Source organism: Metallococcus carri (assembly GCF_011440275.1).
Taxonomy (GTDB): Bacteria; Actinomycetota; Actinomycetes; order Actinomycetales; family Dermatophilaceae; genus Metallococcus; species Metallococcus carri.
In genome coordinates this window covers 1-25,749 of record NZ_JAAOIV010000012.1, presented here as the reverse complement: position 1 = coordinate 25,749, position 25,749 = coordinate 1, and the positions used below count along the sequence as shown (strand labels likewise).

Below are 25,749 nucleotides of genomic sequence, written 5' to 3'. Positions count from 1 at the left end.
CATGTCGGACACCGTCTCTCCGGGAGGAACACCATGACCGTCACCCTGCGCCGCGGCGCCGCTGCGATCGCGAGCAGCGCTCTGCTCATCGGCGGCCTGGCTGCCTGTGGCCAGAACGCCGTCAGCAAGTCCAGCGTGCAGAGCACGATCAAGAGCAAGCTCGCCGAGAAGGGTGTGTCGGCGAGCGATGTGAAATGCGAGAAAGACCTCAAGGCCGAGAAGGGCGCAACCACCGACTGCACCGCCAAGGTCAGCGGCTCCACCCAGAAGTTCAAGGTCGTGGTGGACTCGGTCAACGGCAAGACCGTCAACTACACCATCAAGAAGGGCTGACCTCGTCCAGCGATCGGGCGATCGGCACCCCCGGCCGGTAGGCCAGGTGCCGGTATGACGGTGCGTCCAGCACCGTGAGGTCGGCCCGTTTGCCGACCGCGATCACGCCGATGTCTTCGCGCCGCAGTGCGCGGGCGCTGCCCAGGGTGGCGGCGCGCACCGCTTCGAGCGGGGTGAGCCCCATCTCGCGCACCGCGAGCGCGATCATCAGCGGCATCGAGGACGAATAGCAGGTGCCCGGGTTGCAGTCGCTCGCCAGCGCGATGCTGACTCCGGCGTCGAGCAGCCGACGCCCCGAGGGATAGGGCGAGCGGGTCGAGAACTCCACCCCCGGCAGGAGGGTGGCGACGGTGTCCGACCCGGCGAGCGCCGCGATGTCGTCATCGGACAGATAGGTGCAGTGGTCGACGCTCGCGGCGCCGACCTCAACCGCCACCTGCACGCCCGGACCGTGGCCGATCTGGTTGCCGTGCAGGCGAATTCGCAGTCCCGCTGCCCGTCCGGCGGCCACGATGTGTCGGGTCTCGTCGGCGTCGAAGGCGTGCGGGCTGTGCGGCTCGCAGAAGACATCGATCCAGCGGGCGTGCGGTGCACAGGCACGCAGCATCGGGCCGGCGACGAGGTCGACATACGCCTCACGAGTGGCATCGCTGGGCACGACATGGGCTCCGAGATAGGTCGTCTCGGTCGTGAACTCCCGAGCGATCTTCAGAGCGCGCACCTCGTCGTCGATGGTGAGGCCGTAGCCGCTCTTGATCTCGACCGTCGTCGTGCCCTGGTGGTGCATCTCCTCCACCCGGTGCGCGACCAGGGCCCGCAACTCGTCGTCGCTCGCCGCGCGGGTCGCCGCGACGGTCGTCGCGATGCCGCCACCGTCATAGGGCTCACCGGTCATCCGCGCGGCGAACTCGGCGCTGCGGTCACCGGCGAACACCAGGTGACTGTGGCTGTCCACAAAACCGGGGATGACGGCGCGGCCGCCCAGGTCGATCGCCTCGTCGGCGGCAGGCGCCTGGGCGGCCGGTCCGACCCAGCCGATGGTGTCGCCGGCGAGGACGACGGCGGCGTCCTCGACGATCTCGCGCTCGGGGTCATTCGTCAGCAGTTCGGCAATGCCGGTGACCAGCGTGGTCGTCATACGTCCTCCCAGAACGGTGCGATGGCGTCATGCAACAGGCCGCCGATGTCGCCGAGGTGATGCCGCCCGTCAGTCACCACCGGCTCACCGTCGCGGATGACCGAACGGATGTCGGCGGCGGTCGCGCAGGTGATGATCTGAGCCGGGTCGGCGCCCGCGGTGCGGGGCGTGTCGAGCGCGATGGTGACCAGGTCGGCCGCCGCCCCTGGCGCGATGGCCCCGGCCTCCGGCCAGCCGATGGTGGCGTGCCGCGTCGCCATCGCCATCAGGTCGGCGGGTGCGAACCGGCCGCGTTCGTGCGAGGTCAGCCGCTCGTGCAGCTCGACGGCGCGAGCATCCTCCAGCAGGTCGATGACGGCATGCTGGTCGCTGCCGAGGGAGATGCGAACTCCGTTGTCGTACAGCGCTTTTGCTGGTCCGATGCCGTCCGCGAGATCCCGCTCGGTGGTGGGGCAGAAGCTCGCGACAGCATCGGCCTGAGCGAGCAGAGCGATGTCCCTGCTCGTGAGATGGGTGGCGTGCACCGCGGTGAAGCGCTCGGTGAGCAGGCCCGTCTGGTGCAGAAGCTCGACGGGTGTGCGGTCGTAGAACGCGAGGCTGGCGGTGTTTTCGGCCGGCTGCTCGGAGACATGGGCGTGCACCGGCCAGGTCGGGTCGATCACCTCGGCGGCACGCCGCAACTGCTCAGCCGGCACGGCCCGCACCGAGTGCAGGGCCGCACCCACGCGGAAACCCTCGTCCGGTCGCAGCTGCCCGGCGCGCGCGATCCAGCCGTCGACATCGCCGTCACCGAACCTGCGTTGCTGTGGGCCGAGCGGCTGGTGGCCGTCCGCGGTCAATCCGCCGGCGAGATAGCAGGTGTCCAGCAGCGTCAGCCGTATGCCGGCCTCGCGCGCCGCTTGCTGCAACGCGCGGCCCATCGCGTTGGGGTCGGCATAGGGCGTGCCGTCGGGCTGGTGGTGGACATAGTGGAATTCGCCGACCGAGGTGACCCCGGCCAGCGCCATCTCGGCATAGGTGGCACGGGCGAGGGCGAGGTAGTTGTCCGGATTGAGTTGGGCGGCAACGTGATACATCCGCTCTCGCCAGGTCCAGAAGGTGCCGCCGTCGCTGTGCGTGCGGCCCCGCAGCGCGCGGTGGAAGGCATGGCTGTGCGTATTGGCGAAGCCGGGCACGGTGATCCCGCGCAAGGGTGTCGACGACCCGGCCGGCTGGTCCGGCCGCACGTCGGTCACCCGGCCGTCCTCGATGTCGATCCGCACATTGCGCGCGACACCCGTTGGCAGCCAGGCGAATTCGCACCAGTAGGTCACGAGGCCAGCTCTCGCACGACCGTGGTGAGCGCGTCGACTCCGGCATGACAGTCGTCCTGCTCGGCGAATTCGTCCGGCGAGTGGGAGGTGCCAGTGGGGTTGCGCACGAAGAGCATCGCGGTCGGGACACCGGCGGCCGCCAGGATGCCGGCATCGTGACCGGCGCCGGTGCCGAGCATCGGCGTCTGCGGGCCGAGCAGGTCGCGCAGTCGGGTGCACAGGGCCTGGTCGAAACGCGTGGTGCCGGTCCATGATTCCTCGCGGAGGGTGCCGGGGAAACGCTCGTGCAGCGCGGTGACCAGGTCGCGCACCAGTCGTTCGTCGCTGCTGCGAGCGTCCAGCCAGGCCGAGACTCGGGAGGGAATGGCATTGACCCCGCCCGGTGTGACCTGCAGTTTGCCGACCGTTGCGACACAACGGTCTTCGCCGTCTCTCGCCTCCGCTTCTTCACGCGCCGCCAGGGCAAAGGCGGCTGCCTTGAGCATCGCGTCCTCCCGATCGACCAGCGCCGTCGTGCCGGCGTGGTCGGCGCGACCGGCGAAATCGGCCCGCCAGCGGCCATGCGGCCAAATGTCGGTGCCGACGGCCACCGCACTCGTCGCCGCGTCGAGGTTGGCGAGTGCCTTGCCCTGCTCGACGTGCAGCTCGACGAAGACCGCGACGCGGGCGAGGGCTTCGTGGTCGGGGCCCAGTTCGGCGGGATTGCGTCCGGCGCGCTGCCAGGCCTCGGCGAGTGAGAGGCCGTCGGCATCTTTGAGACCGCGAGCCCGGTCGGCCTCCAGTGCGCCGGTGATGATCCGCGAGCCCGCGCAGGCGATGCCGAAACGGGCGCCCTCCTCGTCACCGAAGTTGACCACTCCGATCGGGCGTTGCGGATGAAAACCGCTGTCCCGCAAGCGTTTCACTGCTGTCAACGACGAGACGACGCCAAGCGGTCCGTCATACGCACCGCCGTCCGGGACCGAGTCGAGGTGTGATCCGATCGCCAGGCCCGGCGCGGAGTCCGGGTCTCCCCACCAGGCCCACTGGTTGCCGGCGCGGTCCTCCACCAGGTCGAGCCCGAGCGCAGCGCATTCGCCGGCGAACCACTCGCGCAACGTGTGGTCGGTGTCGGTCCAGGCAAACCGCCGGTAGCCGCCGCTGTGCGCATCGCGGCCGACGGGCAGCAACTCCTCCCACATGCGATCGAAGTGCGCGCTGCTCACCGGATCCTCCTTGCCCATCGACTCATCCTCAATCGTGCGCTCTACTGGCTGGTATGGACGCCCGCGTGAGCTTTGTGACCCTGGCCGTCGCCGACCCGGACGGCTTTCGGTGGGAGGTCTGCTGGAATCCCGGCGAGGTCGGCCGCCTCGTGCTGCCTGAGGTGTCCCAGCAGGGGTGAGGACACCATCGGCTCAGCCTTCCTGCGGATAGATCGTGCGCTCCGGCGGCCGGGAGGTGGCCTTGGCCCAGGGATAGTAGATGAGCGCGGTGGCCACCAGCCCGACGATCCAGCTCACGTCCGCCCCGCCGAGCGCCTTGGTCACCGGTCCGGTGTACATCGACTGGGCGAGGAAGGGCACCTGCGCCGCAATCCCGATCAGGTAGCTGATCACACCGGCCGAGTTGATCGCGCCGTACCGGCCGGAGACGTCATACAACGCCGGAATGTCGACCCGCTCGCGCGAGACGAGGTAGAAGTCGACCAGGTTGATCGCGCTCCACGGGGTGAACACCATCAGCAACAACAGGACGAAGTTCTTGAAGTTCTGCAGGAAGTCGGCGGACGCGGCCAGGGCGATCACCACCGAGGCGGTGAGGAAGCCGAAGACGAAGGCGGCCCGCAACGCCGGCCGCACGACGGCCTGTCCCTTGAAACCGGTGGCCGTGGTGAGCATGGTCATCGCGCCGCCGTAGGCATTGAGGGTGTTGACCGTCAGCTTGCCGGTCACGATGACGACATAGATGACGAATGCCAGCAGACCGCCACCGGCGAGATCGCCGACGAAGCCGACCTGGTTGTCGAGGAAGGTCGATTTCGGGATCGAGGCCAGCAGGGCGCCGATCGCCATCGACCACATCGACCCCAGCACCGAGCCCCACAAGGTGGCGTGGAAGGTGCGCTCGGCCGAGGTGTCGGCCGGCAGGTAACGCGAGTAGTCCGCGACATACGGACCGAAGGTCAACTGCCAGCCGGCACCCAGCGAGATCGCGAGCAGGAAGGGCACGATCTCGAAGCTGGGGTGCGACAGCAGGCCGACCCCGTCGTGGTCGGTGAAGATCTTCAGGGTGACCCAGCCGAAGCCCAGGGCGCCGACGATGGAGGCGACCCGGCCGAGGCGATGGATCCAGCGGTAGCCGAAGACAGCGACGGCATACGTGAGAAGACCGAAGATGACGATGCCGACCCAGGTCGCATCGACCTGCAGGATGCGGTTGATCGCCTGCCCGGACAGCACGGTGCCGGTGGCCGCGAACCCGAGGTACATCAGCACGACCATGACCAGCAGCAGTGCCGCACCGACGACACCGAACTGAGCGCGGCTCGAAATCATCTGTGGCAGACCGAGTTTCGGGCCTTGTGCCGAGTGCAGCGCCATCACGGCGCCGCCGGCAAGGTTGCCGATCAGCAGCCCGATGATGGCCCACAACGCGTCCGCGCCGAAGATGACGGCGAGTGCGCCATCGACGACCGCGGTGATCTGCAGGTTGGCCCCGAACCACAGGGTGAACTGGCTGCTCGGGCGGCCGTGTCGTTCGCTCGGCGGGATGAAGTCGATGCTCCGCCGCTCCACCTGTGCCTTAGACATGGCGCATCGGAATCTGGACGTCGCGGTCACGGGCGACCTCGTCGGCCCGGTCGTAACCGGCGTCGACGTGGCGGATGACACCCATGCCCGGGTCATTGGTGAGCACGCGGGCGAGCTTCTGCGCGGCAAGTTCGGTGCCGTCGGCGAGGCTCACCTGGCCGGCGTGAATGGACCGGCCGATGCCGACCCCGCCGCCGTGGTGGATCGACACCCAGGACGCGCCCGAGGAGGTGTTGACCAGGGCGTTGAGCAGCGGCCAGTCGGCGATGGCGTCCGAGCCGTCGGCCATCGCCTCGGTCTCGCGGTAGGGCGAGGCGACCGAGCCGCAGTCGAGGTGGTCGCGGCCGATGACGATCGGGGCGCTGACCTCGCCGCGGGCGACCAGGTCGTTGAAGGCGAGGCCGGCCTTGTCCCGCTCGCCGTAACCGAGCCAGCAGATGCGCGCGGGCAGGCCCTCGAAGTGCACCTTCTCCCGGGCACCCTTGATCCAGCGATGCAGCCGCTCGTTGTCGGGGAAGAGGTCGAGCACGGCCTGGTCGGTGCGATAGATGTCCTTCTCGTCACCGGAGAGCGCGACCCAGCGGAACGGGCCCTTGCCCTCGCAGAAGAGCGGCCGGATGTACTTCGGGACGAAACCCTCGAAGTCGAAGGCCCGATCGAAGCCGCCCTTGCGGGCCTCGTCGCGGATCGAGTTGCCGTAGTCGAAGACCTCGACGCCCTTGTCCTGGAAGCCGACCATCGCCTCGACATGCTGAGCCATCGAGGCCTGCGCGCGGTCGGTGAACTCCTCCGGCTTCTTCTCGGCGTACTCGAACCACTCGTCCACGTCGATGCCGATCGGCAGATAGCTGAGCGGATCGTGGGCGCTGGTCTGGTCGGTGACGATGTCGATCGGCACCTCCCGGCGCAGCAACTCCGGGAAGACCTCGGCGGCATTGCCGACGACGCCGATCGACAGCGGCTTCTTGTCCCGCTTGGCCTGCAGCGCGAGCTCGACGCCCTTGTCGAGATCGTCCGCGACGACGTCGAGATAACCGTGGTCGACCCGGCGACGCAGCCGCTGGCCGTCGACGTCGACGATGAGGCAGACGCCGTCGTTGAGGGTGACCGCGAGCGGCTGGGCGCCGCCCATGCCGCCGCAGCCTCCGGTCAGGGTGAGGGTGCCGGCCAGCGTGCCGCCGAACTTGCGCTCGGCGATCGCGGCGAAGCACTCGTAGGTGCCCTGCAGGATGCCCTGGGTGCCGATGTAGATCCAGGAGCCGGCGGTCATCTGGCCGTACATCGTGAGGCCGAGTTGCTCGAGTCGGCGGAACTCCGGCCAGGTGGCCCAGTCCGGCACCAGGTTGGAGTTGGCGAGCAGCACCCGTGGCGCCCACTCGTGGGTCTGCATCACCCCGACCGGCCGGCCGGACTGCACGAGCATCGTCTCGTCCGGAGCGAGGGTGGTGAGCGTGCGCACCATCGCGTCGAACGACCGCCAGTCGCGCGCGGCGCGCCCGGTGCCGCCATACACGACCAGATCGTCGGGTCGCTCGGCGACTTCGGGGTCGAGGTTGTTCATCAGCATCCGCAGTGGGGCCTCCGTGGTCCAGCTGCGGGCGGTGAGCTGGGTGCCGCGCGGTGCGCGGACCGGTCGAGCGCCGTCCATGTCGAATCTCCTTGTGCCGTATGCCGATTCGCCCGCCTCACGCGGGCTCGTGGAACTAGTCGAGGGGGATGCCGGTGGCGGCAAGCACGCCGCCGTCGGTGATGAGGTCGTAGGCGCGCTCGATCTCGGGCGCGAGATAACGGTCCGGGCCGGGGCGCCCGGCGTCGAGGGATTGGAGGACCGAGGCGATGGGCGCGGACGGCTGGAGCGGGGCGCGCAACCGGATGCCACGGGCGGCGGTCAGCAACTCGATCGCGAGCACGCGCTGCAGCCCGTCGACGGCGCGGCGCAGCTTGCGGCCGGCGGCCCAGCCCATCGACACGTGGTCCTCCTGCATCGCGCTCGACGGGATCGAGTCGACGCTCGCCGGAGCCGCGAGTCGCTTGAGCTCACTGACGATTCCGGCTGCGGTGTACTGCGCGATCATGTGGCCGGAGTCGACGCCCGGGTCGTCGGCGAGGAAGGGCGGCAGGCCGTTGCTGCGCGCGACATCGAGGAAGCGGTCGGTGCGCCGCTCGCTGATCGAGGCGACATCGGCGATGGCGATGGCCAGGAAGTCGAGCACGTAGGCGACCGGTGCGCCATGGAAGTTGCCATTGGACTCGACCCGCCCGTCGAGGGTGACCACCGGGTTGTCGATCGCAGCGGCGAGCTCGCGCTCGGCGACAGCCGTGGCGTGCGCGAGTGTGTCGCGGGCGGCGCCGTGGACCTGGGGCGAGCAACGCAGCGAGTAGGCGTCCTGCACCCGGGTGCACGCCGACGGATCACGGTGGCTCTCGCGAATACCGCTGTCGGCCAACAGCTTTCGCAGGTTGGCGGCGCTGGTCGCCTGGCCGGGGTGAGGGCGCAGCCGGTGCAGGTCAGCGGCGAAGACATCGTCGGTGCCGAGCAGCCCGTCGACGCTCATCGCCGCGGTCACGTCCGCGGTGGCGAGCAGCATGCGCAGGTCATGGATCGCCAGGCACAGCATCCCGAGCATGCCGTCGGTGCCGTTGATGAGCGCCAGGCCCTCCTTCTCCTCCAGCACGACGGGCGTGATCCCAGCGGCGGCCAGAGCCTGGGCGGCGGGCACCTGGGCGCCGTCGCCGTCATACACCTCGCCCTCGCCCATCAGGGCGAGCGCGCAGTGCGCGAGGGGTGCGAGATCGCCTGAGCAGCCGAGGGATCCGTATTCGCGCACGCAGGGCGTGATGCCCGCGTTGAGCATCGCGACATAGGCGTCGAGGGTCTCGGGACGGATGCCGGTGCGGCCGGTGGCGAGCGTGGAGATGCGCAACAGCATCAGCGCGCGCACGACCTCACGCTCGACGGCGTCACCCGAGCCGGCGGCATGCGAGGCGACCAGGCCGTGCTGCAGCCGGCGGCGCTTGTCGGTCGGGATGTGCTTGGTGGCGAGGGCGCCGAAGCCGGTGGAGATGCCGTAGTGCGGCACCGGGTCGTTCGCCAGCTCCTCGATGATGCGGCGCGACCGCGCGACCTCTGCGCGGGACTCGGCCGACAACTCGATCGGCGCACCGTGCCGGGCCACGGCGACGACGTCCTCGATCGACACCGGGCCCACGCCGACGATGACAGCGCTCTGCGTGCTCATCCCTCCATCAGAGCGCTCCAGCGGTCGCCCGCCCAGCCCCGGGGTGCTGGTTTTGTCTCATATTTGAGACAGTGCCGGTATGACGAGCGCGCGGCATACGGTGAATCTGCTGCAGCTGCTAGCCCGCCGCGGGTCGCCGCAGCCGGGAGCAGTGATCGCCCGTGACCTCGGCCTGCCGCGCTCGTCCACCTATCGGCTGTTGGCAGTGCTGCGCGACGCCGGCTTCGTCACCCACGACGCCGATGACCGGCGCTGGGGGCTGGGGGTCGCGGCATACGAGCTCGGTTCGGCCTACACGCGGCAGGCGCCATTGCAACGGATCGCCCGGCCACCGCTCACCCGGCTGGTCGACCGGACGGGGCACAGCGCGCACCTCGCGGTGCTGCACGGACGCGACGTGCTCTATGTCATCGAGGAGCGCGCGCCGGGCCGACCGCTGCTCGTCACCGACGTCGGCGTGCGGCTCCCCGCGACGCTGACCGCGAGCGGGCTGGCGATGCTCGCGCAATTGCCCGTGGCACAGGTGCGGGCGCTATATCCCTCCCGCGCGGATTTCGTTGTGCGACATGGGGTTGGCCCGTCGTCGCTGACCGCGCTGCGGTCGGAGCTGGCACGCGTGCGGCAGCGCGGCCACGCGACCGAGGACGGCTCGGTCACGCCTGGACTCGCCTCGGTCGCGGTCGCCGCCTTCGACCACACCGGTCAGCCCGCCGCGGCCGTCGCCTGCACCTTCCCCACCGACACCGTCTCAGCCTCCGAACGGACGGCGCTCGTCGGCGAGGTTGCCGCCACCGCGGCCGAGATCGGACGGCGGCTCGGGCACCGGGGGTGACCACCTACGGTGGTGCGGTGAAGCGCGCGCCCGACTCATCCGTCATACCGCTGATCCTCGCCGGCCTGGCAATGCTTGGGCCGTTCTCGATCGACACGCCGTTCCCGGCCTTTGCCTTGATCCAGCACGAGTTCGGCGTGGGACAGGAGGCGACCCAGCAGCTGGTGTCGACCTACATGATCGCGTTCGCGGTGATGAGCATTTTCCACGGTCCGCTGTCGGACGCGCTCGGCCGCCGCACGGTGATGATCGGCGGCCTCGTGGTGTATGCCGTCGCGTCGGCCGGCGCCGCGCTCGCGCCCTCCTTCGCGCTGCTGCTCGTCTGCCGGGTGCTGCAAGGGCTGGCCGCGGGCGGCGGCGTCATCGTCAGCCGTGCGGTGGTGCGCGATCTCTATGACGGTGCCGAGGCGCAACGGCTGATGTCGCGGATCGTGATGATCTTCGGGCTCGCCCCGGCCATCGCTCCGGTCGTCGGCGGCTGGCTGGTGACCTTCGGGTCGTGGCGGGCGATCTTCTGGATGCTTGTCGCGATCGCCGCGCTGCTCATCGCTCTGGTGGTGCTGGTGCTGCCCGAGTCGCACCCCGTTGAGCGCCGAACTCCGTTGCAGGTCAAGGAAATTCTTGGTGGACTGGCCGAGGTGTCGAAGTCGGGAGCCTTCCACCGGGTGGCCTTCGCCGGTAGTGTCGCGTTCGGTGGTTACTTCCTCTACATCGGTGCTGCGGCGATCGTCGTGGTCGACCTCTTGCATCGTGGCGCGACGGACTTCTGGATGCTTTTCGTACCGATGATCGCCGGGATGGTCTGCGGGTCCTTCATCAGCGGCCGCGCCGCCGGCCGGATCTCGATGCTGCGCCTGGTCACCGGCGGCCTCGGCGTCGCCTTCGTTGCGGCCGTCGTCAACGTGATCCTCGCGTCCGTGCCGGCGACGGCCACCCTGCCGTATGCCGTGATCGGTCCCTCCCTGCTCGGCCTCGGCATCGGCTCGGTCTATCCGTCCATGCAACTCGCTGTGCTCGACATGTTCCCCCGGCACCGCGGGGCTGCGGCGTCGGGCGCGGCCTTCATCACGCTGATCCTCAACGCAATCGGCGCCGGTTTGTTGGCGCCCTTCTTCACCCGCTCGCTCGCGACGATGGCCTGGGCAGCCCTCGCGTATGTCGTTGTCGGCTCGGCGTTGTGGGCCTGGCATGTGACCGCGGTGCGCCGTTCGCGTCGGATCGTGGCAGCTGTGCAGCCTGGGTGAGTGGTTTCGACACGCTCCCCCGCTTCGCTCCTCCGCTGCTCAACCACCGAGGCTCTCTTCCGCTGCTCAACCGCCACGCCACTTGCATGCGGCTGCGGCGCATGCAGACCGTGGTCACCGCATGCGAGTGACGCGGCAGCATGCAAGTGGCCACGGTGCATGCGAGTGTGGCTGCCGGGTAGGTAGGCGCCGCGCCCAGTCGGCGGTTCAGGGAGCAGATCTACGGCCGCGGGTCATGTCGTGGCGCGGCGCCGGGCCGAACTCGTCCTCGAGGCCGGCCAGCAGCCGCGCGAGCAATCCGTCCAGGCGTCCCAGTTGATCGGGGGTCAGCGCGTCACCGAAGAGCCGGCTCTCCACCTGGGTGCGGGCCAGCGTCGCTGCGCCCCACCGCTGCATCCCGGTCGGGGTGAGCCGCACCGGTCGCTGGCGTCCGTCGGCACCCGGCACGTCCTCCACCAGTCCGGCCGAGCGCAATCGCTCCAGCCGCACGCTGACCGTGCCCGAGGTCAGCGCAAGTCGCTCGCCGATCTGGCCGGGGGTCAGCCCATCCGCCGCGCCGGCGCGCGCGAGCGCGGACAGGGCCTCCCAGTCGCCGATGCTCAGATCGTGCTCGGCCGCGACCACCGCGAGCACCCGATCGAACTGCCGGGCGATGCGGCCGATGCGCTGACGCACCGCCTCGACTCGGGCATCGACCTCCCCCGGAATGGCGGCCAGCCATTCGTCCAACTCGGCCGACAGCGAGTCGCGCGACGACGTCATACGGGGTCCTCTCTTGTTATCTCTTGAGTCTCAAGATATACCTGAACCATGAGCGACTCCACACCCGTCTGGTTCATCACTGGATCCAATACCGGCTTCGGCGACGCGATCGCTCGCGCTGCGCTCGCCTCGGGAGCACGCGTCGTCGCGACCGCACGGCGGCCCGAAACCATCCAACTCAGCGACGACAACATCCTCGCCCTGCATCTCGACGTCACCGACCCGGAGAGCATCGAGGCGGCCGTCGCAGCCGCCATCGAGCGGTTCGGGCGCATCGACGTGCTCGTCAACAACGCCGGGCACGGACTGGTCGGCGCGCTCGAAGAACTCTCCGAGAAGCAGATCGACGACGTCCTCGCGGTCAACCTGCGCGGCGTGATGCGGGTGACGCGGGCCGTGCTGCCGACGATGCGCGCCCAGCGGTCCGGCACGATCGTGCAGCTGTCGTCGGTCGGTGGCGTGATCGCCAACCCCGGTCACGCCATCTACGCGACCTCGAAGTTCGCGCTCGAAGGTATGTCGGAAGCCCTCGCCGGCGAGGTCGGCCCGCTCGGCATCAGGGTGCTGATCGTGGAGCCGGGACCATTCCGCACCGAGTTCGCCGGACGGTCGATGAGTTTCGCCGACCCGATCGAGGACTACGCGACGACGCCGGCTGGGGCGTTGCGGGCGCGCTTCCGTGACCAGAACGGCGTGCAGCCCAACGACCCCGAGCGCGCTGCGGCTTTGATCCTCGAAGCCGTCGCCGACCCCAACACACCGCTGCGAATCCCGTTGGGGCCAGAGGCGATCGACCGCATCCGCACCAAGCTCACCGGCCAGCTCGCCGATCTGGAGGCGTGGGCACCGAGAGGCGCCGACACCCGCTTCTGACCGGTCCGAAGCCGCGGTCATCACCAGCGATCGCGTCTGGCACGGGAGCGCACGTCTGGCACGCATGCGACCGCACCACTTGCATGCGGCCACACCACTTGCATGCGACCGCCGCACCTGCAGGCCGTGATCACGGCATGCCAGTGACGCTGGAGCATGCGAGTCACCACAACGCATGCGAGTGGAGCACCCCCCCCCCCGCCGGACCCGAGCCACCCCTGGGCGAGGCGTCAGACCGTGAGGAGCACCTTGCCGATGTGCTGGGAGGCGTTGAGGATGCGGTGCGCCTCGGCGGCGTCGGCGAGCGGCAGGGTCTGGTCGATGACCGGCCGCACCGCACCGGAGGCGATCAGCGGCCACAGCCGCTCGCGCACCTGCGACACGATGCGTGCCTTGTCAGCCAGGTCGCGGCCACGCAGTGATGTCGCGATCACCGAGCCGCGCTTGGCGAGCAGCTCACCGATGTTGAGCTCGCCCTCCCGGCCACCCTGCAGCCCGATGATGACCAGCCGGCCATCGGACGCAAGCGCAGAAACGTTGCGGGACAAGTACTTTGCCCCGATGACATCCAGGATGATGTCGGCTCCGCGACCGTCCGTTGCGGCCTTGATCTCCTCGACGAAATCCTGCTCGCGGTAGTTGATCAGGATGTCCGCGCCGAGCTGGCGGCACCGCTCCAGCTTTTCGGCCGAACCCGCCGTCACCGCCACCCGACCACCGAGCGCCTTGACCACCTGAATCGCCATCGTGCCGATGCCGCTCGAACCCCCGTGCAGCAGCACCGTGTCGCCACCGGTGAAACGGGCCGTCATCACGATGTTGGACCACACGGTGCAGGCCACCTCCGGCAGACCGGCCGCCTCGACGAGCGACACTCCGCTCGGGATCGGCAGCAGCTGCCCGGCCGGCACGGCGACCCGCTCGGCATACCCACCGCCGGCGAGGACGGCACACACCTCGTCGCCGATCGACCAGCCGGTCACGCCGTCGCCGACTTCGGCGATGCGGCCGCTGACCTCCAGTCCGGGCAGCTCCGAGGCGCCCTTCGGTGGCGGATAGAAGCCCTGCCGTTGCATCAGATCGGCCCGATTGACACCCGCCGCGGCGACATCAACGAGGACTTCTCCTTCTGCCACAGGCGGATCGGGCACCTCGGCGAGGGTCAGCACCGATTCGTCACCGAACTCCGGGATCGTGATCGCACGCATGCCTCCACGCTAATCAGCCGGGAACGCGCGCAGGTCACCGACGGTGTCGATGTCGTATGCCGCCCGCTCGTCCACGGTGACTTCGACCAGGTCCAGCGCGTCCCAGAGGCGGCGCATCGGCGCTCCGGAGACTTCGCTCGGCAGCGCGCGGCGGAGGGCGTCGGTGCGGTAGGCGGCGAGCAGCGGTTGCCGGCGGTCGGTCACCGCGATGGCGGCATTGGGCGAGTTGGGGGTGGTTTCGACTCGCTGCGCTCGCTCAACCAGCGAAGGACGCGCTCGACCAGCGACAGGTGGGTGGTCCTCAACCAGCGACAAGGGGGCGACGAGGACGGGGAGGGCGCGGCCGGCATACGGCATATCTCCCCCGAGCACGACGCAGACCGGGTCCTCGACGACCGCGAGTCCGGCCGCGAGCCCGGCGAGCGGGCCACCGAACGGCTCGGCTTCCTCCACCCACCGCACCGCACGCTGCACCGGACGCTCCGCCCCGACGCAGACGACCGGCCACGACGCCGGCACGCCGGCGAGCGTTGCATCCAGCACGGTGCGGCCGCCGGGCAGCCGTGCCGCGAGCTTGTCGGCGCCGAACCGCCTGGCCCGGCCGCCGCAGAGCACGATCGCCGTCACCATTCGCCCAGTGTGCTTGAGGCTCCGGCCCTGCGGTACGCCTATCCACCGGGCAGAATGGAGCGTATGCCGAGCACTGACGGACCGCAGCAGCCGCAAGACGAGCCCGACGACGGCCGCTTCGTCGTCATCACCCAGGACGGCATGGGCGCGGTGCCCAACGGCGACGACGAGGGCTCGGGCAAGAAGCTCGAGCGCCCCACCGAGCTCGTCGAGCAGCCCGCCAAGGTGATGCGGATCGGCTCGATGATCAAGCAGCTCCTGGAGGAGGTGCGCGAGGCCGGGCTCGACGAGGGCGGCCGCAAGCGCCTCGCCGATATCCACGCTCGCTCGATCGCCGAGCTCAAGGACGGGCTGGCGCCCGAGCTCGCCGAGGAGCTCGACCGGATCGTGTTGCCCTTCGGTGAGGAAGCGCCGTCGGACGCCGAATTGCGGATCGCCCAGGCTCAACTCGTCGGCTGGCTGGAGGGGCTGTTCCACGGCATCCAGACCGCGATCGTCGCCCAGCAGATGGCAGCGCAATCGCAACTGCAGGCGATGCGCCGCGGGCTGCCGAGCGGACAGGCACCGACCGGTGAGGAACCGCCGCAGGGCCCGACCGGTCAGTACCTCTAGGTCACTCGTAGAGCACGTAGTCCGGCGGCGGCGTCAGCGCGAGCACCTGCGCCGGCGTCATCAGCGGCGCCACCCGCTGGTCTTCGTCATAGAACAACTTGAAGCCCGGCCGGACGAACGACGGCGTCCCCGCCATCACGATGTCGTAGGCCTTGATCTTGTCCTTCATCTGGCCGATGCCGTCGACGCTCTTCACCAGCGCGACGCCGGTGCGCTCGCGCAGGTCTTGCTCGCCAGTGAGGATCGACCGGCGCAGCACGTGCACCACGAGGGCTTTCTGCGGCAGGTCGTTCGCCGTCACCAATCCTGACAGGTATGCCGCGACCTCGTCCACGGCGGCGCCTGTCGTGGTGCCGAACTCCCGACCCGGCACCTGCCCCGGGCCAATGGCCCACTCCGGGTCCAGCGCCAGGCCGACATGCGGTTCGAGCAGCCATTTCTCGAACTTCTTGGCCTCCTCCAGGAAGGTGGACCGGCCGGGTTGGATGTTCAGCAGCAACAGCGCGCCGACCTCCTTGGCCTTGGCGTTCCATTCCTCGACGATCGAGTCCGCCACCCGGGCGCGCCACATGCCGTCGACCCCGGGCTTGGGCTGCACCACGCAGGCGATGAGCTCCATGACGGGCAGGACCGGGCGAGCCGGCTCGGCATACGCCTTGATTTTGCTGAGCATCCCGGCGACCTCGTCGGACAGGTTGCCGACGCCGAGTTGGCCGAGGGCCGGCGCGCCCGGCAGCCCGCAGTAGCCGACCAGCCGGTGCTCGGGAAAGATCGTCCGGCCGCCGCCGGGCAGCGTGGCTTGTGGGACGGATGAGGTGCGGGAGGAGCTCGTTCCGCTGGACGAGCTCCTCCCGCTGCGCGCCGGGCCGGTGGAAGTCCCCCGACCGTCCCCGGGTTGCGACGAACAGGCAGCGAGTCCGAGAACTCCAGCCGCGCTGATCGCCGTCCGGCGCGAGATCATTGTGCCCACAAAATGTCCCCCATGTCCCACGCGTTTCACCCTAAAACGGGGCTGTCGCCCGCCCAAGCGCAAAGCCCTCGTGCAGCGTCACGATCTGATTACTGTCACGTTCTCGCGGTCGACCGGGCACCTGGACCGGCCGACCAGGCGGCCCCTCGCCGAGGCTGCATGATGGACTGAGGCGAGCGGACGCCATACCAACAAGGAGCATTGATGAGCCGGATCGGCAACCTGTATGGGCCCGACTTCACCTTCCTCGGGGTGCCGAAGGCGGACTTGGAGGACCCGGAGAGCTACGCGGGCGCCGATGTGGTGATCCTCGGTGCGCCCTTCGACGGCGGCACGAGCTATCGGTCGGGCGCGCGCTTCGGTCCGCAGGCGATCCGGGCGACCGACTACCTGCCGCACGACGGTTCGCGGCCCTCGCTCGCCTTGCGCACCGACGGTCTGCGCGATCTGAAGGTCGTCGACGTCGGTGACTTGGAGCTGTACTCCGGCGACATCGAGAAGTCGCTCGGCCAGATCCGCGCCGCCGTCGCTGCGATCACCGAGTCGGGGGCGCTGCCGCTCGTGCTGGGTGGCGACCACTCGGTCACCTATTCCGATGCATCCGGCGTCGCCGACGTGCTCGGTCAGGGCCGAATCTCGTTGATCCACTTCGATGCTCACGCCGACACCGGAGACGTCGAGTTCGGCTCGCTGTGGGGCCATGGCCAGCCGATGCGCCGGCTGATCGAGTCCGGCGCGGTGCGCGGTGACCGCTTCCTGCAGATCGGCCTGCGCGGCTACTGGCCCGGGCCGGAGACCCTCGACTGGATGGCCGGGCAGCAGATGCGCTCCTACGAGATGACCGAGGTCGGTCACCGCGGGCTCGAGACCTGCCTCACCGAAGCCTTCGACATCGCCAATGACGACACCGACGGCATCTTCTTGTCGGTCGACATCGACGTGTGCGACCCAGGACACGCGCCGGGCACCGGCACCCCCGAGCCGGGCGGGTTGTCGGCGCGTCAGCTGCTCGACTCGGTGCGCCGGATCTGCCTCGAGCAGCCGGTCGTCGGTTTCGACATCGTCGAGGTCGCGCCGCCCTACGACCACGCGGATATCACTGCGGCACTTGCCAATCGGGTCGTCCTCGAAGCGCTCAGCGCGATCGCTCGCCGTCGCTACGACGAGGCCCATGGCACCCGTTGGGATCCCGCCCAGCCGCTGCTGTCCGACCGGGTTGCGCCCGTGCCGGAGGGCGAGATGCGCGGTCACCAGCACTGATCGTCCGGCCTCGGGGTGCGCTGATCGCCCACTTGGGCGTTTTGTGTGGGTATGCCGGACCAGGTGCCGCACCGATCGCCCAGTTGGGCGTTTTGTGTGGGTATGCCGGCCCGGGCGCCCCACCGATCGCCCAGTTGGGCGTTTTGCGCGGGTCGGGTGCTGCTCACCTCCTGGGCGCCGCCCTCAGCCGTATGCCGCCCGCCGCCGGTCCGCGTGCACGAGCACGTCCACGTTGTCGCTGCGCTGCTCGGCGGTGCCGACACCCCGGGGCAGCGCGCGGACCTGAGGATCGGTGATCGATCGGTGCAGCACCTCGACCACTTCTGACCGGATCGACTGAAAGGGCCTGTCCCAGAAGGGTTCTATCGGGTCATCGACCGTGGGGAGCCCGACCTCAGCCTGCCTCTGGTGCAGGACGCGGAGGGCCTCGACCAGGCCAGCTTCCCGGTCTCGCCACTCCGGCGAGCGCAGGGCATTCGTCAGTGATTCGATAACAGCGCTGCCGTGCGGCAAGGTCGCGAGGATGGTGCCGAGCCACTTGGCATAGGGCGGCCACCGCCGCTCCAGCAGGTGCGCCAGATGCATCGCAATGTGCGCCAATCGCGTTGCGATCACTCGTGATCCGAGGTCGTCGCCGCGCTGGCCCGTCCGCCCGACGAAGGGCAACTCTTGAGCGAGACGCGCCCAGTCGGTCGCGACGGCATACCGCCAGATGTCGTCGGGGTACCACGCGAGGCGACGCCGCATCTGCGTCAGCTCGCCGTCGCTGTCGGCGAAGACCGGACCAGCAATGATCTCGAGGACAGCCTGACCGGTGAGCGAGAGCCAGTCGGCGAGTGCCAGCTCGCGCGTGGCGTCGATGCCGAGTCGCGACCGAGTGAACGCCGCAACCGTGTCGACGTCCGCGTGGTGCCACTCGCGCTGATCCCAGGTGACGGGGAAGCGTACGGGACGCCCGGCGAACGTCTCCGGCAACCGTGCTTGCATCTCGGCGTCGATCTCAGCGGTAAGTGCCTGTGGAACAAGGAGATTCAGCCGAAGACCAAAATCGTGATCCTGCGACATCTCATCGTCGGTACCGAGAACATCCGACCCCGAGCCGAGCCGGGCGGCAGCGTGCGGCAGACCCGGCCAGCGATCATCCAGCAGTGGGCGGACCACCTGGTCGTAGTACGCCTGTGACAGCTCAGCACCGGTCTGCACCTGCAGCATCGTGTCAGCATTCGGTGCCGCCGTCGCGCGGATAACGATGCAGCGCCGATCGCCCAGTTGGGCGTTTTGCGCTGGCACCCCAGCCCAACCGCCACACCGATCGCCCAGTTGGGCGTTTTGCGCGGGCGGGCTGCCCTGTGTCGGTGGGCCGCGGCAGGATGCGGCAGGTGAGCATCCACCGCCAGATCGCCGACCTCGTCCGCGGCCTTCCCGCCGACATACATCACCACTCGGCGGCGCTGGACTGGTTGGCGAGCACCGACGACATCTGGCGGCGCGAGAAGCCCCGCACGCCCGACCCGCACCTGGTCGCCTATGTGGTCCCCGTCGACCGTATGACGGGGCGGGTGCTGCTCGCCGACCATCGGCTCTCTGGTCTGCGGCTGCCTCCTGGCGGCCACGTCGAGCCTGGCGAACACCCGGTCGACACCGTGCGTCGAGAGACCGTGGAGGAGCTAGGCGTCGAGGCCCGGCTCGACGGTGACCGGCCGTTCTTCCTGACGATGACCGAGACGGTCGGCGACGCGAGCACCCGGCATACCGACGTGAGCTTGTGGTTCTCGATCGCGCTCGGGGAGAACGACCCGGTGACGCCCGACCCCCGCGAGTTCGACGGCGTGCGGTGGTGGTCCCGCGCGCAACTCGAGGCCGAGCCGGCCGACCGCTTCGACCCGTGGATGCGGGAGGCGGTCGGCCGGCTCGGCCTGTGAAAAGTCTTGCGGCAGAAGGTGATTCAGGCCTTGAGCGAGACCTCGTCCACCCAGAACTGGGTCGGGTTGCTCGCATCGTTGACGCCCTGGAACTTCAGCGTCACCGTCTGCCCGGCGTAGGCGGACAGGTCGACCGTGGTGCTGAAGAACGCGCCGCGCGGCGAGGTGTTCGACAGGCTGGTGAGCGTGGTGCCGTTGACCTGCACGTTGAGCCGGTCATAGACGGTCGTGGTCGAGGCATTGCTCGTCACATAGGTCTTGAAGGTCAGCGGGGCCGAGGTCACCCCGGCGGGGATCGTCACCTGCTGGGTCGCCGACTGGGTGGTCGAGACCGTGCCGCCGAGGGTGAGTGACTTCGTGCCCGCGGAGGCGTGGGTGGTGCTGATTGCGGCGCCGCTGCCGAGACTCCAGTAGGACGCGTTGTTTTCGAAGCTGCCGTTGACGATCCGCTCGGCGCCCGACGGTGCGCTCGACGAGGACGAGGTCGAAGACGAAGACGAGGTCGACGTCGAGGTCGAACCGGTCCCCGCCAGCCAGTCGGTGGCGTTGAGCGCGAGCGCCGCGTCGGTGCCCGCCGGGTCGTTCCAGCCGTCGTAGAGGGTGTTGCCCGACTGGCCGGTGCCGTCGTCGATCGGTGAGCTGTCGCCCCAGAAGGCCACCCGCCCGCTGCCGAAGGTGCTGGTCACGAAGGCCGCGCCGGTCGTGCCGCTCGCCGAATAGCCGGCACGGAAGAGCTCGCCACGCACGGCTGCGTTGCTCGATGGGCTGAGCGTCGCGGTGGTGCCATTGCGGATGATCGTGCTCTTCACCGCTCCGAACGGCCCGGCGATGATCGGGTCGCCAGCGGCCTTGGCGCCGATGACGTTCGGGTTTTCGTTGCTGATGTTGAGCACGTCGATCGAGAAGCCGAAGGGGTTGGTGGAGTCGACCGAGTTGTTGGTCATCAGGTCGTTGAGCACACCGACCGAGTCGATGCCGTCGTTGTTGCGGTCGGACTGGTCGTGATCGCTGACCATGAACAAGCCACCGCCGTTCTTGACGAACGTCATGATCGCGGTCTTCTCGGTCGCGGTGAACGCGATGTTGGGCTCGGGCAGCACGAACTCGTCATACTTCGAAAGGTCCTGGGCGTTGGACGCGTCGCCATACGTGATCCGCCCGCTGCTCGGCAAGGTGTTGAGCGCGTAGTTGCCGGTCTTCTGCAGGGCGACGCCCCACGCGGAGATGGCACCGGTCCAGCTGGTCTCGGAGGTGGGATTCGCGTTCTGCTGCAACGGATCCGGCTGCGAGGTCGAGATGATCCAGTCGGCGTTGCCGGCGGTCTCGGCCTTGGTGTTGTCGAAGAGCACACGCTTTTGCGTGGCGGCCTGAGCGTGCGGCGCCGGGACGGCGACGATGACGGTGACGCCGGCGGTGAGTGCGAGCGAGGTGAGGCCCGCGAGGAGTTTGGTCGATGGCATGCCGAGCAACGTAGGCGCGCCAGCGAAGCGGCGGGTGAACATCGGGCAAGGCTCCGGTCAGGATTGGTCAAAGCCTTCGGCGTTCGAGGTGAGCGCGGGAGCGGGCCAGGGGTCAGCCGAGCACCCGCCCCACCGGCGGCGGGCACTGGGTGGCCTGCACCGCCCGCAGGATCCGGCTGGTCGCACCGTCGATGTCGTCGAAGTGCGAGATCGGCAGCCAGTCGTATGACGTGGCCTCGCTCGCCAGCCGCACCACCGGCCGGTTGTCGCACACCACCCGGAAGACGATGTCGCAATGCCGCAGCCGGGTGTCGAAGGCCGTTGTCCAGATGCCGCCGGGATCGATGCGCAGCCCGGTCTCCTCGAGCACCTCCCGGGCCACGGCCTCGACCGGCTGTTCCCCCGCGTCGACCAGACCGCCCGGCAGCGACCACCCCTTGCGATGCGTCTGCCGCAGCGCCAGCAGCGTCGGGCCGTGCTCGATCAGCGCGATCGCGCCCAAGGTGTAGGTCGGCGCGACCAGCCGCACGATCTGCTGACTCGGCCGCGCGGGCAACCGACGGTAGGCGCGCATCGCGGCCCGCCGCACCGGCCCGGGCTGTGATGCCGACATCAGGTCCTCGCCTGCTGGTGACTGCGCACGGCCCGGATGGCGTTGTTGACCACGGCCGCCAACGGCACCGCGACGAACGCGCCGAAGGCTCCCGCCAGGATCGTCCCCGCGGTCACACACACCAGGATCGCCAGCGGGTGGATATCGACGGCCTTGCCCAGGATGATCGGGTTGAGCAGGTTGCCGAAGAGCTGCACCACCACCACGAGCACGATCGCCAGCACGATCGCGGTCGTCAGCCCCTGGGTGATGAACGCGACCAGGCACACCACCGCCCCGGCGATCAGCACCCCGACGAGCGGCACCAACGACCCGAGGAAGAGCAGCACGGCGAGCGGCACCACCAGCGGCAACCCCGCAATCATCATCGCGGGCACCATGGCCAGGGCGTTGATCGCCGCGAGCAGCACGAGCGAGCGCGTGTATGCCGTGAGCGTGCGCCAGGCGACCTGACCTGCCTCCATCGCGTGCGCGTGGGTCGGGCGCGGCAGAAAACGCACGAACCAGCGCCAGATCGACCCGTTGTCCAGCATCAGGAACAGCGTCGCGAAGACGCACAGGATCACCCCGGACAGGATGCCGATCGCCGAGGTCGCCGCCTGGAAGGCGCCGGTGATGATCTGGTGCTGGTGCTCGCTGAGGGTCTGCACCAGATCGACGCTGAAGCGGTCGGCCTGCTTGGGCGTCATCCGCAGCGGACCGTTGATCAGCCAGTTGCGGATCTCGTCGGCCGCGCCCTGCAGCTGACCGGTGAGCGAATCCTTGGCATAGGCGATCTGAGAGATAACGAACCAGCTCAGGTAACCGATCACCCCGATGCCGCCGATGAAGACGATCAGCACCGCCGGCGGCCGCGGCAGCCCGACCCGTTGCAGCAGCGCCACCATCGGTTGCAGCAGAGCGCAGATCATCACCGCGATGGTGATCGTCACGGTGACCAGGCCGATCCGGCTGAGCAGCACCACGATCGTCCACAGCCCACCGACGACGAGCATCAGGCACAGCGACCACCAGGCGGCGACCTGCACCCCGAAGCTCACGTGATCGAGCGCGTGGTCGCCTTCGGGCCGGTCGCCCCATGCGGGCAGGTCCTCCGAAGGCGCCGGATCGTCCGGTGGCGGAGTCGGTCGAGGTCGCAGTCCGCTCAGGCGGGCGGCGGCGGATCGGGCTTTCATCACCCCAAGTCTGCCGCGAGCGAGCGTCCGGCAGCACGTCCGGAGAAGATGCACCCGCCGAGGAAGGTCCCTTCGAGCGCGTTGTAGCCGTGCACGCCGCCGCCACCGAACCCGGCGGTCTCGCCGGCGGCATACAGCCCGGGGATCGGAGCACCCGATCCGTCGAGCGCGCGGGAGGCGAGGTCGGTCTGCACACCGCCGAGTGTCTTGCGGGTGAGCGTGTGCAACATGACGCCGATCAGCGGGCCGTGATCGGGGTCGAGGATCCGGTGCGGTGCGGTCACGCGAGCGAGCCGGTCACCGCGGTAGCGCCGCGCGTTGTGGATCGCTTGCACCGACGCGTCCTTGGTGAAGGGGTTGTCGATCTCCCGGTCCCGTGCACGGATCACCCGCTCGACCTCGCCGGCGTCGAGCAGCGGTGCCTCGGTCAGGTCGTTCATCTTGGCGACAAGTTCACCGATCGTGGCCGCGGTGACGAAGTCGGCGCCGTGGTCGATGAACGCCTGCACCGGGGCGGTCGGCCCCTTGCTGATCCGCTGTTTGAGGGTGAGCTTCATGTCCCGGTCGGTGATGTCCGGGTTCTGCTCCGAGCCCGACAGCGCGAACTCCTTGGCGGCCATCGTGGTCGTGAGCACGAACCAGGAGTGGTCGTATGCCGCGAGCTCGGGCTTCGTGCGCAGGTAGCGCAAGGTGCCGAGGGTGTCGTATGACGGCAGGTAGGGCGCCGGCAGGGGTCGGCCGAGCGCATCGAGCCACATGGGCGAGGGCGCGGACAGGATGCGGATCGCGTGGTCGGGCCAGACGGGATCCCAGTTGCGGATGCCTTCGACGTAATGCCACATGCGATCGCGGTTGACCAGCCGGGCGCCGGCCTGCTCGGTGATGCCCAGCATGCGGCCGTCGACATACGCCGGGACCCCGGTGATCATCTGCCGCGGCGGCCGGCCGAGACGCTCGGGCCAGAACTCGCGAACGATCTCGTGGTTGCCGCCGATGCCTCCGGCAGCGACGACGACAGCCTGCGCGGACAGCTCGAAGTCACCGACGACCTCACGGCTGCTCGCCACGCCTCGTTCGGACTCGTCCGGCGCAAGGACCGAGCCGCGCACTCCGGTGACCGCACCGTTGGTCACGACGAGTTCGTCAACGCGGTGGCGGTGGTAGAAGCGGACCAGCCTGCGTTGGGCTGCCTCGAGCGCGATGTCGACAAAGGGTCCGATGACGCCGGTGCCGGTCCCCCACGACACATGGAAGCGCGGCACCGAGTTGCCGTGTCCAGTGGCTCGTCCGTCACCGCGCTCCGCCCAGCCCACCAGCGGTGTGAAGCGAATTCCCTTGTCGCGCAGGTAGTTTCGCTTTTCGCCGGCCGCCCACTCGACATACGCCCGACCCCAGCGCTTGGCCCAGTGGTCCTGGTCGCCCTCGCCGTCGAGTCGGTCCCATTGCGCGCTGCCCTGCCAGTCCTGCCAGGCGAGTTCGATCGAGTCCTTGATGCCCATCCGGCGCTGCTCGGGGCTGTTGACCAGGAACATTCCACCGAAGCTCCACCAGGCCTGACCGCCAAGATTGGCGGCGTTCTCCTGGTCCACGACGGCCACCCGGTAGCCCTTGGCGACCAGCTCGGAGGTCGCCACCAGCCCGGCCAGCCCGGCTCCGACCACGATCACATCGGCGTCCACGCGCACTCCTTCGTCGGCATTGCGCACCAACCTACGGTGACGGGCGCTGTGCGAGCGCCCTTTCGGTCGGACAGGATGGCCGTATGTCGCTCACCCTCGCCGATGCGGTCGACCGGTTGTATGCCGGTGCTCCCGAGGAGTTCGTCGCGACCCGCAAGGAGTTGGCTGCGCAGGCACGGTCCGACGGGGACCGGGAGCTGGCCAAGGAGGTCTTGGCATTGCGGCGGCCGAGCACTGCGGCGCATCTGGTGAACATGCTCGCCCGCCGGACCGACCCACCCGGGCTGGCCAACCTCACCGAGGTCGGGGAGGGTTTGCGCTCGGCCCAGCACTCCCTCGACGCCCCGGCGATGAAGCAGTTCGCCGCTCAGCGCCAGCGAGTCATCGACCAGCTCCTGCGTGAGGCTGCGGACCTCGGCAGTGTCACCGGCAACGTTCGTGAGCAGTTGGTGCAGACCTTCACCGCGGCCATCGCCGACCCGGCAGCGCAGCAGGCCGTGACGAGCGGGCAACTGGTGAACCCGTTGTCCTACAGCGGTTTTGGTGAGGTCGACCTCGACGGAGCGGTTGCCGCTACCTTGCCGGAACGTCCACCGTCGACGTCGAGCTCAAGTTCAGGCAAGACGTCGGGCTCAGCCTCCGAGAAGACCTCTGGCTCCGGATCCGACAAGAAGAAGCGATCGCCACGATCGACGTCAGCAAAATCGGCATCGGCCCAGCCTTCCGCGACGTCGGCCGGGCGTGCAGCGAAGAAGCCGAGTCCGGCGAGGGTTGCGCAGGAGAGGGAACGCCAGCGCGTCGAGCAACTCGCTGCCCAGGCGGTGCAACGGGCTCAGGCCGACCTCGACCGGGCCGAGGCTGCCGTCGCGCGGGCACGCGCCACCCTCAAGGACGCCGAGGCGACCCGAGCGTTAGCACAGGATCGGCTGGAACGCGCGCAATCGGCATACGACACCGCAACCTCCCCTTCCGACTAAGCGTCCCCTCATCGTTGGTTGAGCAAGGCGCGAGCTTGCGAGCGCCGCGTCGAAACCACCCTCTCGATGCCCGCTGGTTGAGCGCCCTTCAATCGTTGGTTGAGCGCCGTCCTGAGCAGCGCGACGGAGGAGCGCGTGTCGAAGGGCAAGCGGAGGAGCGCAGCGGAGGAGCGCGTCGAAACCACGCGGACGAACGCGTTATCCACAACGCGAGCCGCGGCCGTCAGCACGCGATCCCACCCCACGCGATGCTTGATCGATGCCTTGGACCTACATGCTGCGCTGCGGTGACGGAAGCTACTACGTCGGTAGCACGCGCAACCTCGAGCAGCGCCTCGATCAGCACAGCAGCGGGCTCGGCTCGCGATACACCTCTACTCGGCTTCCCGTGGAACTCGTGTGGTGCATCGAATACGACAACGTGGGCGATGCGTACTGCATGGAGAAGCGCATCCAAGGGTGGAGCAGGGCGAAGCGCGAGGCGTTGATCGCCGGCGACTATGAGCGATTGCCGGCGTTGTCCCGGAACCACAGACGCGACCGATCCTGAGTCGCGGGTGGTTTCGACGCGCGTCGTCGCTGCGCTCCTCCGCTTGCTCAACCAGCTGTAAGTGTGTGGGTGGCTGGCCTGGGGCTGGCTGGCAGGGTAGGTGTTGGCTCTCGCGTGGTCTGTCTCATCAACCAGCTGACCCGGCCCGTGTGGTCGGTGTCTTTGCC

The 25,749-nt window shown here is 69.0% G+C and carries 24 protein-coding genes; 9 read left to right on the top strand and 15 right to left on the bottom strand.

Features of this window, described 5'->3' with window-relative positions; translation table 11 throughout:
- Positions 1-33: 33 nt before the first annotated feature.
- Entirely contained in the window at positions 34-333 is a 300-nt protein-coding gene (locus tag G9U51_RS14810) for a DUF4333 domain-containing protein (protein WP_166197913.1), read from the top strand.
- Here the strand turns inward: G9U51_RS14810 and hutI are convergent.
- From hutI to hutH, 6 genes are all read right to left on the bottom strand, one after another.
- A complete protein-coding gene (gene hutI, locus G9U51_RS14805; protein ID WP_166197911.1) occupies positions 320-1,471 on the bottom strand; it encodes an imidazolonepropionase in 1,152 nt (383 codons plus the stop codon). The genes G9U51_RS14810 and hutI overlap by 14 nt on opposite strands.
- Positions 1,468-2,784 (bottom strand): formimidoylglutamate deiminase, encoded by a 1,317-nt coding sequence (locus G9U51_RS14800; RefSeq protein WP_171715615.1) that lies wholly within the window; start codon positions 2,782-2,784, stop codon positions 1,468-1,470. The genes hutI and G9U51_RS14800 overlap by 4 nt, the downstream gene beginning before the upstream one ends.
- Complete coding sequence (locus G9U51_RS14795) at positions 2,781-3,965, bottom strand: allantoate amidohydrolase (protein ID WP_166198103.1); 1,185 nt, start codon at positions 3,963-3,965, stop codon at positions 2,781-2,783. Before G9U51_RS14795 ends, G9U51_RS14800 begins: the two co-directional genes overlap by 4 nt.
- Before the next feature lie 216 nt (positions 3,966-4,181).
- Complete coding sequence (locus G9U51_RS14790; protein WP_166197909.1) at positions 4,182-5,576, bottom strand: purine-cytosine permease family protein; 1,395 nt, start codon at positions 5,574-5,576, stop codon at positions 4,182-4,184.
- On the bottom strand, positions 5,569-7,224 hold the full coding sequence (gene hutU / locus G9U51_RS14785; protein ID WP_166197907.1) for a urocanate hydratase: 1,656 nt from the start codon (positions 7,222-7,224) through the stop codon (positions 5,569-5,571). The genes G9U51_RS14790 and hutU overlap by 8 nt, the downstream gene beginning before the upstream one ends.
- A gap of 55 nt (positions 7,225-7,279) precedes the next feature.
- Complete coding sequence (hutH, locus tag G9U51_RS14780; protein ID WP_166197905.1) at positions 7,280-8,815, bottom strand: histidine ammonia-lyase; 1,536 nt, start codon at positions 8,813-8,815, stop codon at positions 7,280-7,282.
- A gap of 79 nt (positions 8,816-8,894) precedes the next feature.
- Between hutH and G9U51_RS14775 the strand changes: the two genes are divergently transcribed.
- Positions 8,895-9,647, top strand: coding sequence for an IclR family transcriptional regulator (locus G9U51_RS14775; protein WP_166197902.1), 753 nt, complete (start codon positions 8,895-8,897; stop codon positions 9,645-9,647).
- A gap of 17 nt (positions 9,648-9,664) precedes the next feature.
- A complete protein-coding gene (locus G9U51_RS14770) occupies positions 9,665-10,891 on the top strand; it encodes a multidrug effflux MFS transporter (protein ID WP_328823497.1) in 1,227 nt (408 codons plus the stop codon).
- 207 nt (positions 10,892-11,098) lie between these two features.
- Here the strand turns inward: G9U51_RS14770 and G9U51_RS14765 are convergent, their stop codons facing one another.
- On the bottom strand, positions 11,099-11,653 hold the full coding sequence (locus tag G9U51_RS14765) for a MarR family winged helix-turn-helix transcriptional regulator (protein ID WP_207948364.1): 555 nt from the start codon (positions 11,651-11,653) through the stop codon (positions 11,099-11,101).
- 48 nt (positions 11,654-11,701) lie between these two features.
- Between G9U51_RS14765 and G9U51_RS14760 the strand changes: the two genes are divergently transcribed.
- Positions 11,702-12,526 (top strand): SDR family NAD(P)-dependent oxidoreductase, encoded by an 825-nt coding sequence (locus tag G9U51_RS14760; RefSeq protein ID WP_166197899.1) that lies wholly within the window; start codon positions 11,702-11,704, stop codon positions 12,524-12,526.
- 230 nt (positions 12,527-12,756) lie between these two features.
- Here the strand turns inward: G9U51_RS14760 and G9U51_RS14755 are convergent, their stop codons facing one another.
- Together G9U51_RS14755 and mobA are read right to left on the bottom strand one after the other, a co-directional pair.
- Positions 12,757-13,734: an NAD(P)H-quinone oxidoreductase gene (locus tag G9U51_RS14755; RefSeq protein WP_166197895.1), complete on the bottom strand. Its 978-nt coding sequence runs from the start codon at positions 13,732-13,734 to the stop codon at positions 12,757-12,759.
- 9 nt (positions 13,735-13,743) lie between these two features.
- Positions 13,744-14,364, bottom strand: a complete 621-nt coding sequence (gene mobA / locus G9U51_RS14750) for a molybdenum cofactor guanylyltransferase (protein ID WP_166197892.1) — start codon at positions 14,362-14,364, stop codon at positions 13,744-13,746.
- Positions 14,365-14,427: 63 nt separating this feature from the next.
- On the opposite strand from mobA, the gene G9U51_RS14745 reads away from it, so the two are divergent.
- Positions 14,428-14,976, top strand: coding sequence for a bacterial proteasome activator family protein (locus G9U51_RS14745; RefSeq protein ID WP_166197888.1), 549 nt, complete (start codon positions 14,428-14,430; stop codon positions 14,974-14,976).
- A gap of 1 nt (position 14,977) precedes the next feature.
- Here G9U51_RS14745 and G9U51_RS14740 read toward each other — a convergent pair whose 3' ends face one another.
- A complete protein-coding gene (locus G9U51_RS14740) occupies positions 14,978-15,937 on the bottom strand; it encodes a hypothetical protein (protein WP_166197885.1) in 960 nt (319 codons plus the stop codon).
- A 213-nt stretch (positions 15,938-16,150) separates the two neighbouring features.
- On the opposite strand from G9U51_RS14740, the gene speB reads away from it, so the two are divergent.
- Positions 16,151-17,206 carry an agmatinase gene (gene speB, locus G9U51_RS14735; protein WP_166197882.1) on the top strand — a complete coding sequence of 352 codons (1,056 nt, stop codon included), beginning with the start codon at positions 16,151-16,153 and terminating at the stop codon, positions 17,204-17,206.
- A gap of 183 nt (positions 17,207-17,389) precedes the next feature.
- Here the strand turns inward: speB and G9U51_RS14730 are convergent, their stop codons facing one another.
- On the bottom strand, positions 17,390-18,418 hold the full coding sequence (locus tag G9U51_RS14730) for a DUF4037 domain-containing protein (protein ID WP_166197878.1): 1,029 nt from the start codon (positions 18,416-18,418) through the stop codon (positions 17,390-17,392).
- 167 nt (positions 18,419-18,585) lie between these two features.
- Here G9U51_RS14730 and G9U51_RS14725 point away from each other — a divergent pair, with 167 nt between their 5' ends.
- Complete coding sequence (locus tag G9U51_RS14725; RefSeq protein ID WP_207948362.1) at positions 18,586-19,128, top strand: NUDIX hydrolase; 543 nt, start codon at positions 18,586-18,588, stop codon at positions 19,126-19,128.
- Positions 19,129-19,151: 23 nt separating this feature from the next.
- On the opposite strand, the gene G9U51_RS14720 is transcribed toward G9U51_RS14725, so the two are convergent.
- The 4 genes from G9U51_RS14720 to G9U51_RS14705 form a co-directional block, all read right to left on the bottom strand.
- A complete protein-coding gene (locus G9U51_RS14720; protein WP_207948361.1) occupies positions 19,152-20,588 on the bottom strand; it encodes a hypothetical protein in 1,437 nt (478 codons plus the stop codon).
- A gap of 112 nt (positions 20,589-20,700) precedes the next feature.
- Complete coding sequence (locus G9U51_RS14715) at positions 20,701-21,201, bottom strand: NUDIX hydrolase (protein ID WP_166197874.1); 501 nt, start codon at positions 21,199-21,201, stop codon at positions 20,701-20,703.
- Positions 21,201-22,376, bottom strand: a complete 1,176-nt coding sequence (locus G9U51_RS14710) for an AI-2E family transporter (protein WP_166197869.1) — start codon at positions 22,374-22,376, stop codon at positions 21,201-21,203. The genes G9U51_RS14715 and G9U51_RS14710 overlap by 1 nt, the downstream gene beginning before the upstream one ends.
- Entirely contained in the window at positions 22,376-24,055 is a 1,680-nt protein-coding gene (locus G9U51_RS14705) for an FAD-binding dehydrogenase (RefSeq protein WP_166197867.1), read from the bottom strand. The genes G9U51_RS14710 and G9U51_RS14705 overlap by 1 nt, the downstream gene beginning before the upstream one ends.
- 83 nt (positions 24,056-24,138) lie before the next feature.
- Between G9U51_RS14705 and G9U51_RS14700 the strand changes: the two genes are divergently transcribed.
- Positions 24,139-25,032, top strand: coding sequence for a hypothetical protein (locus G9U51_RS14700; RefSeq protein WP_166197865.1), 894 nt, complete (start codon positions 24,139-24,141; stop codon positions 25,030-25,032).
- A 259-nt stretch (positions 25,033-25,291) separates the two neighbouring features.
- Positions 25,292-25,582 carry a GIY-YIG nuclease family protein gene (locus tag G9U51_RS14695; RefSeq protein WP_166197863.1) on the top strand — a complete coding sequence of 97 codons (291 nt, stop codon included), beginning with the start codon at positions 25,292-25,294 and terminating at the stop codon, positions 25,580-25,582.
- Positions 25,583-25,749 lie beyond the last annotated feature (167 nt).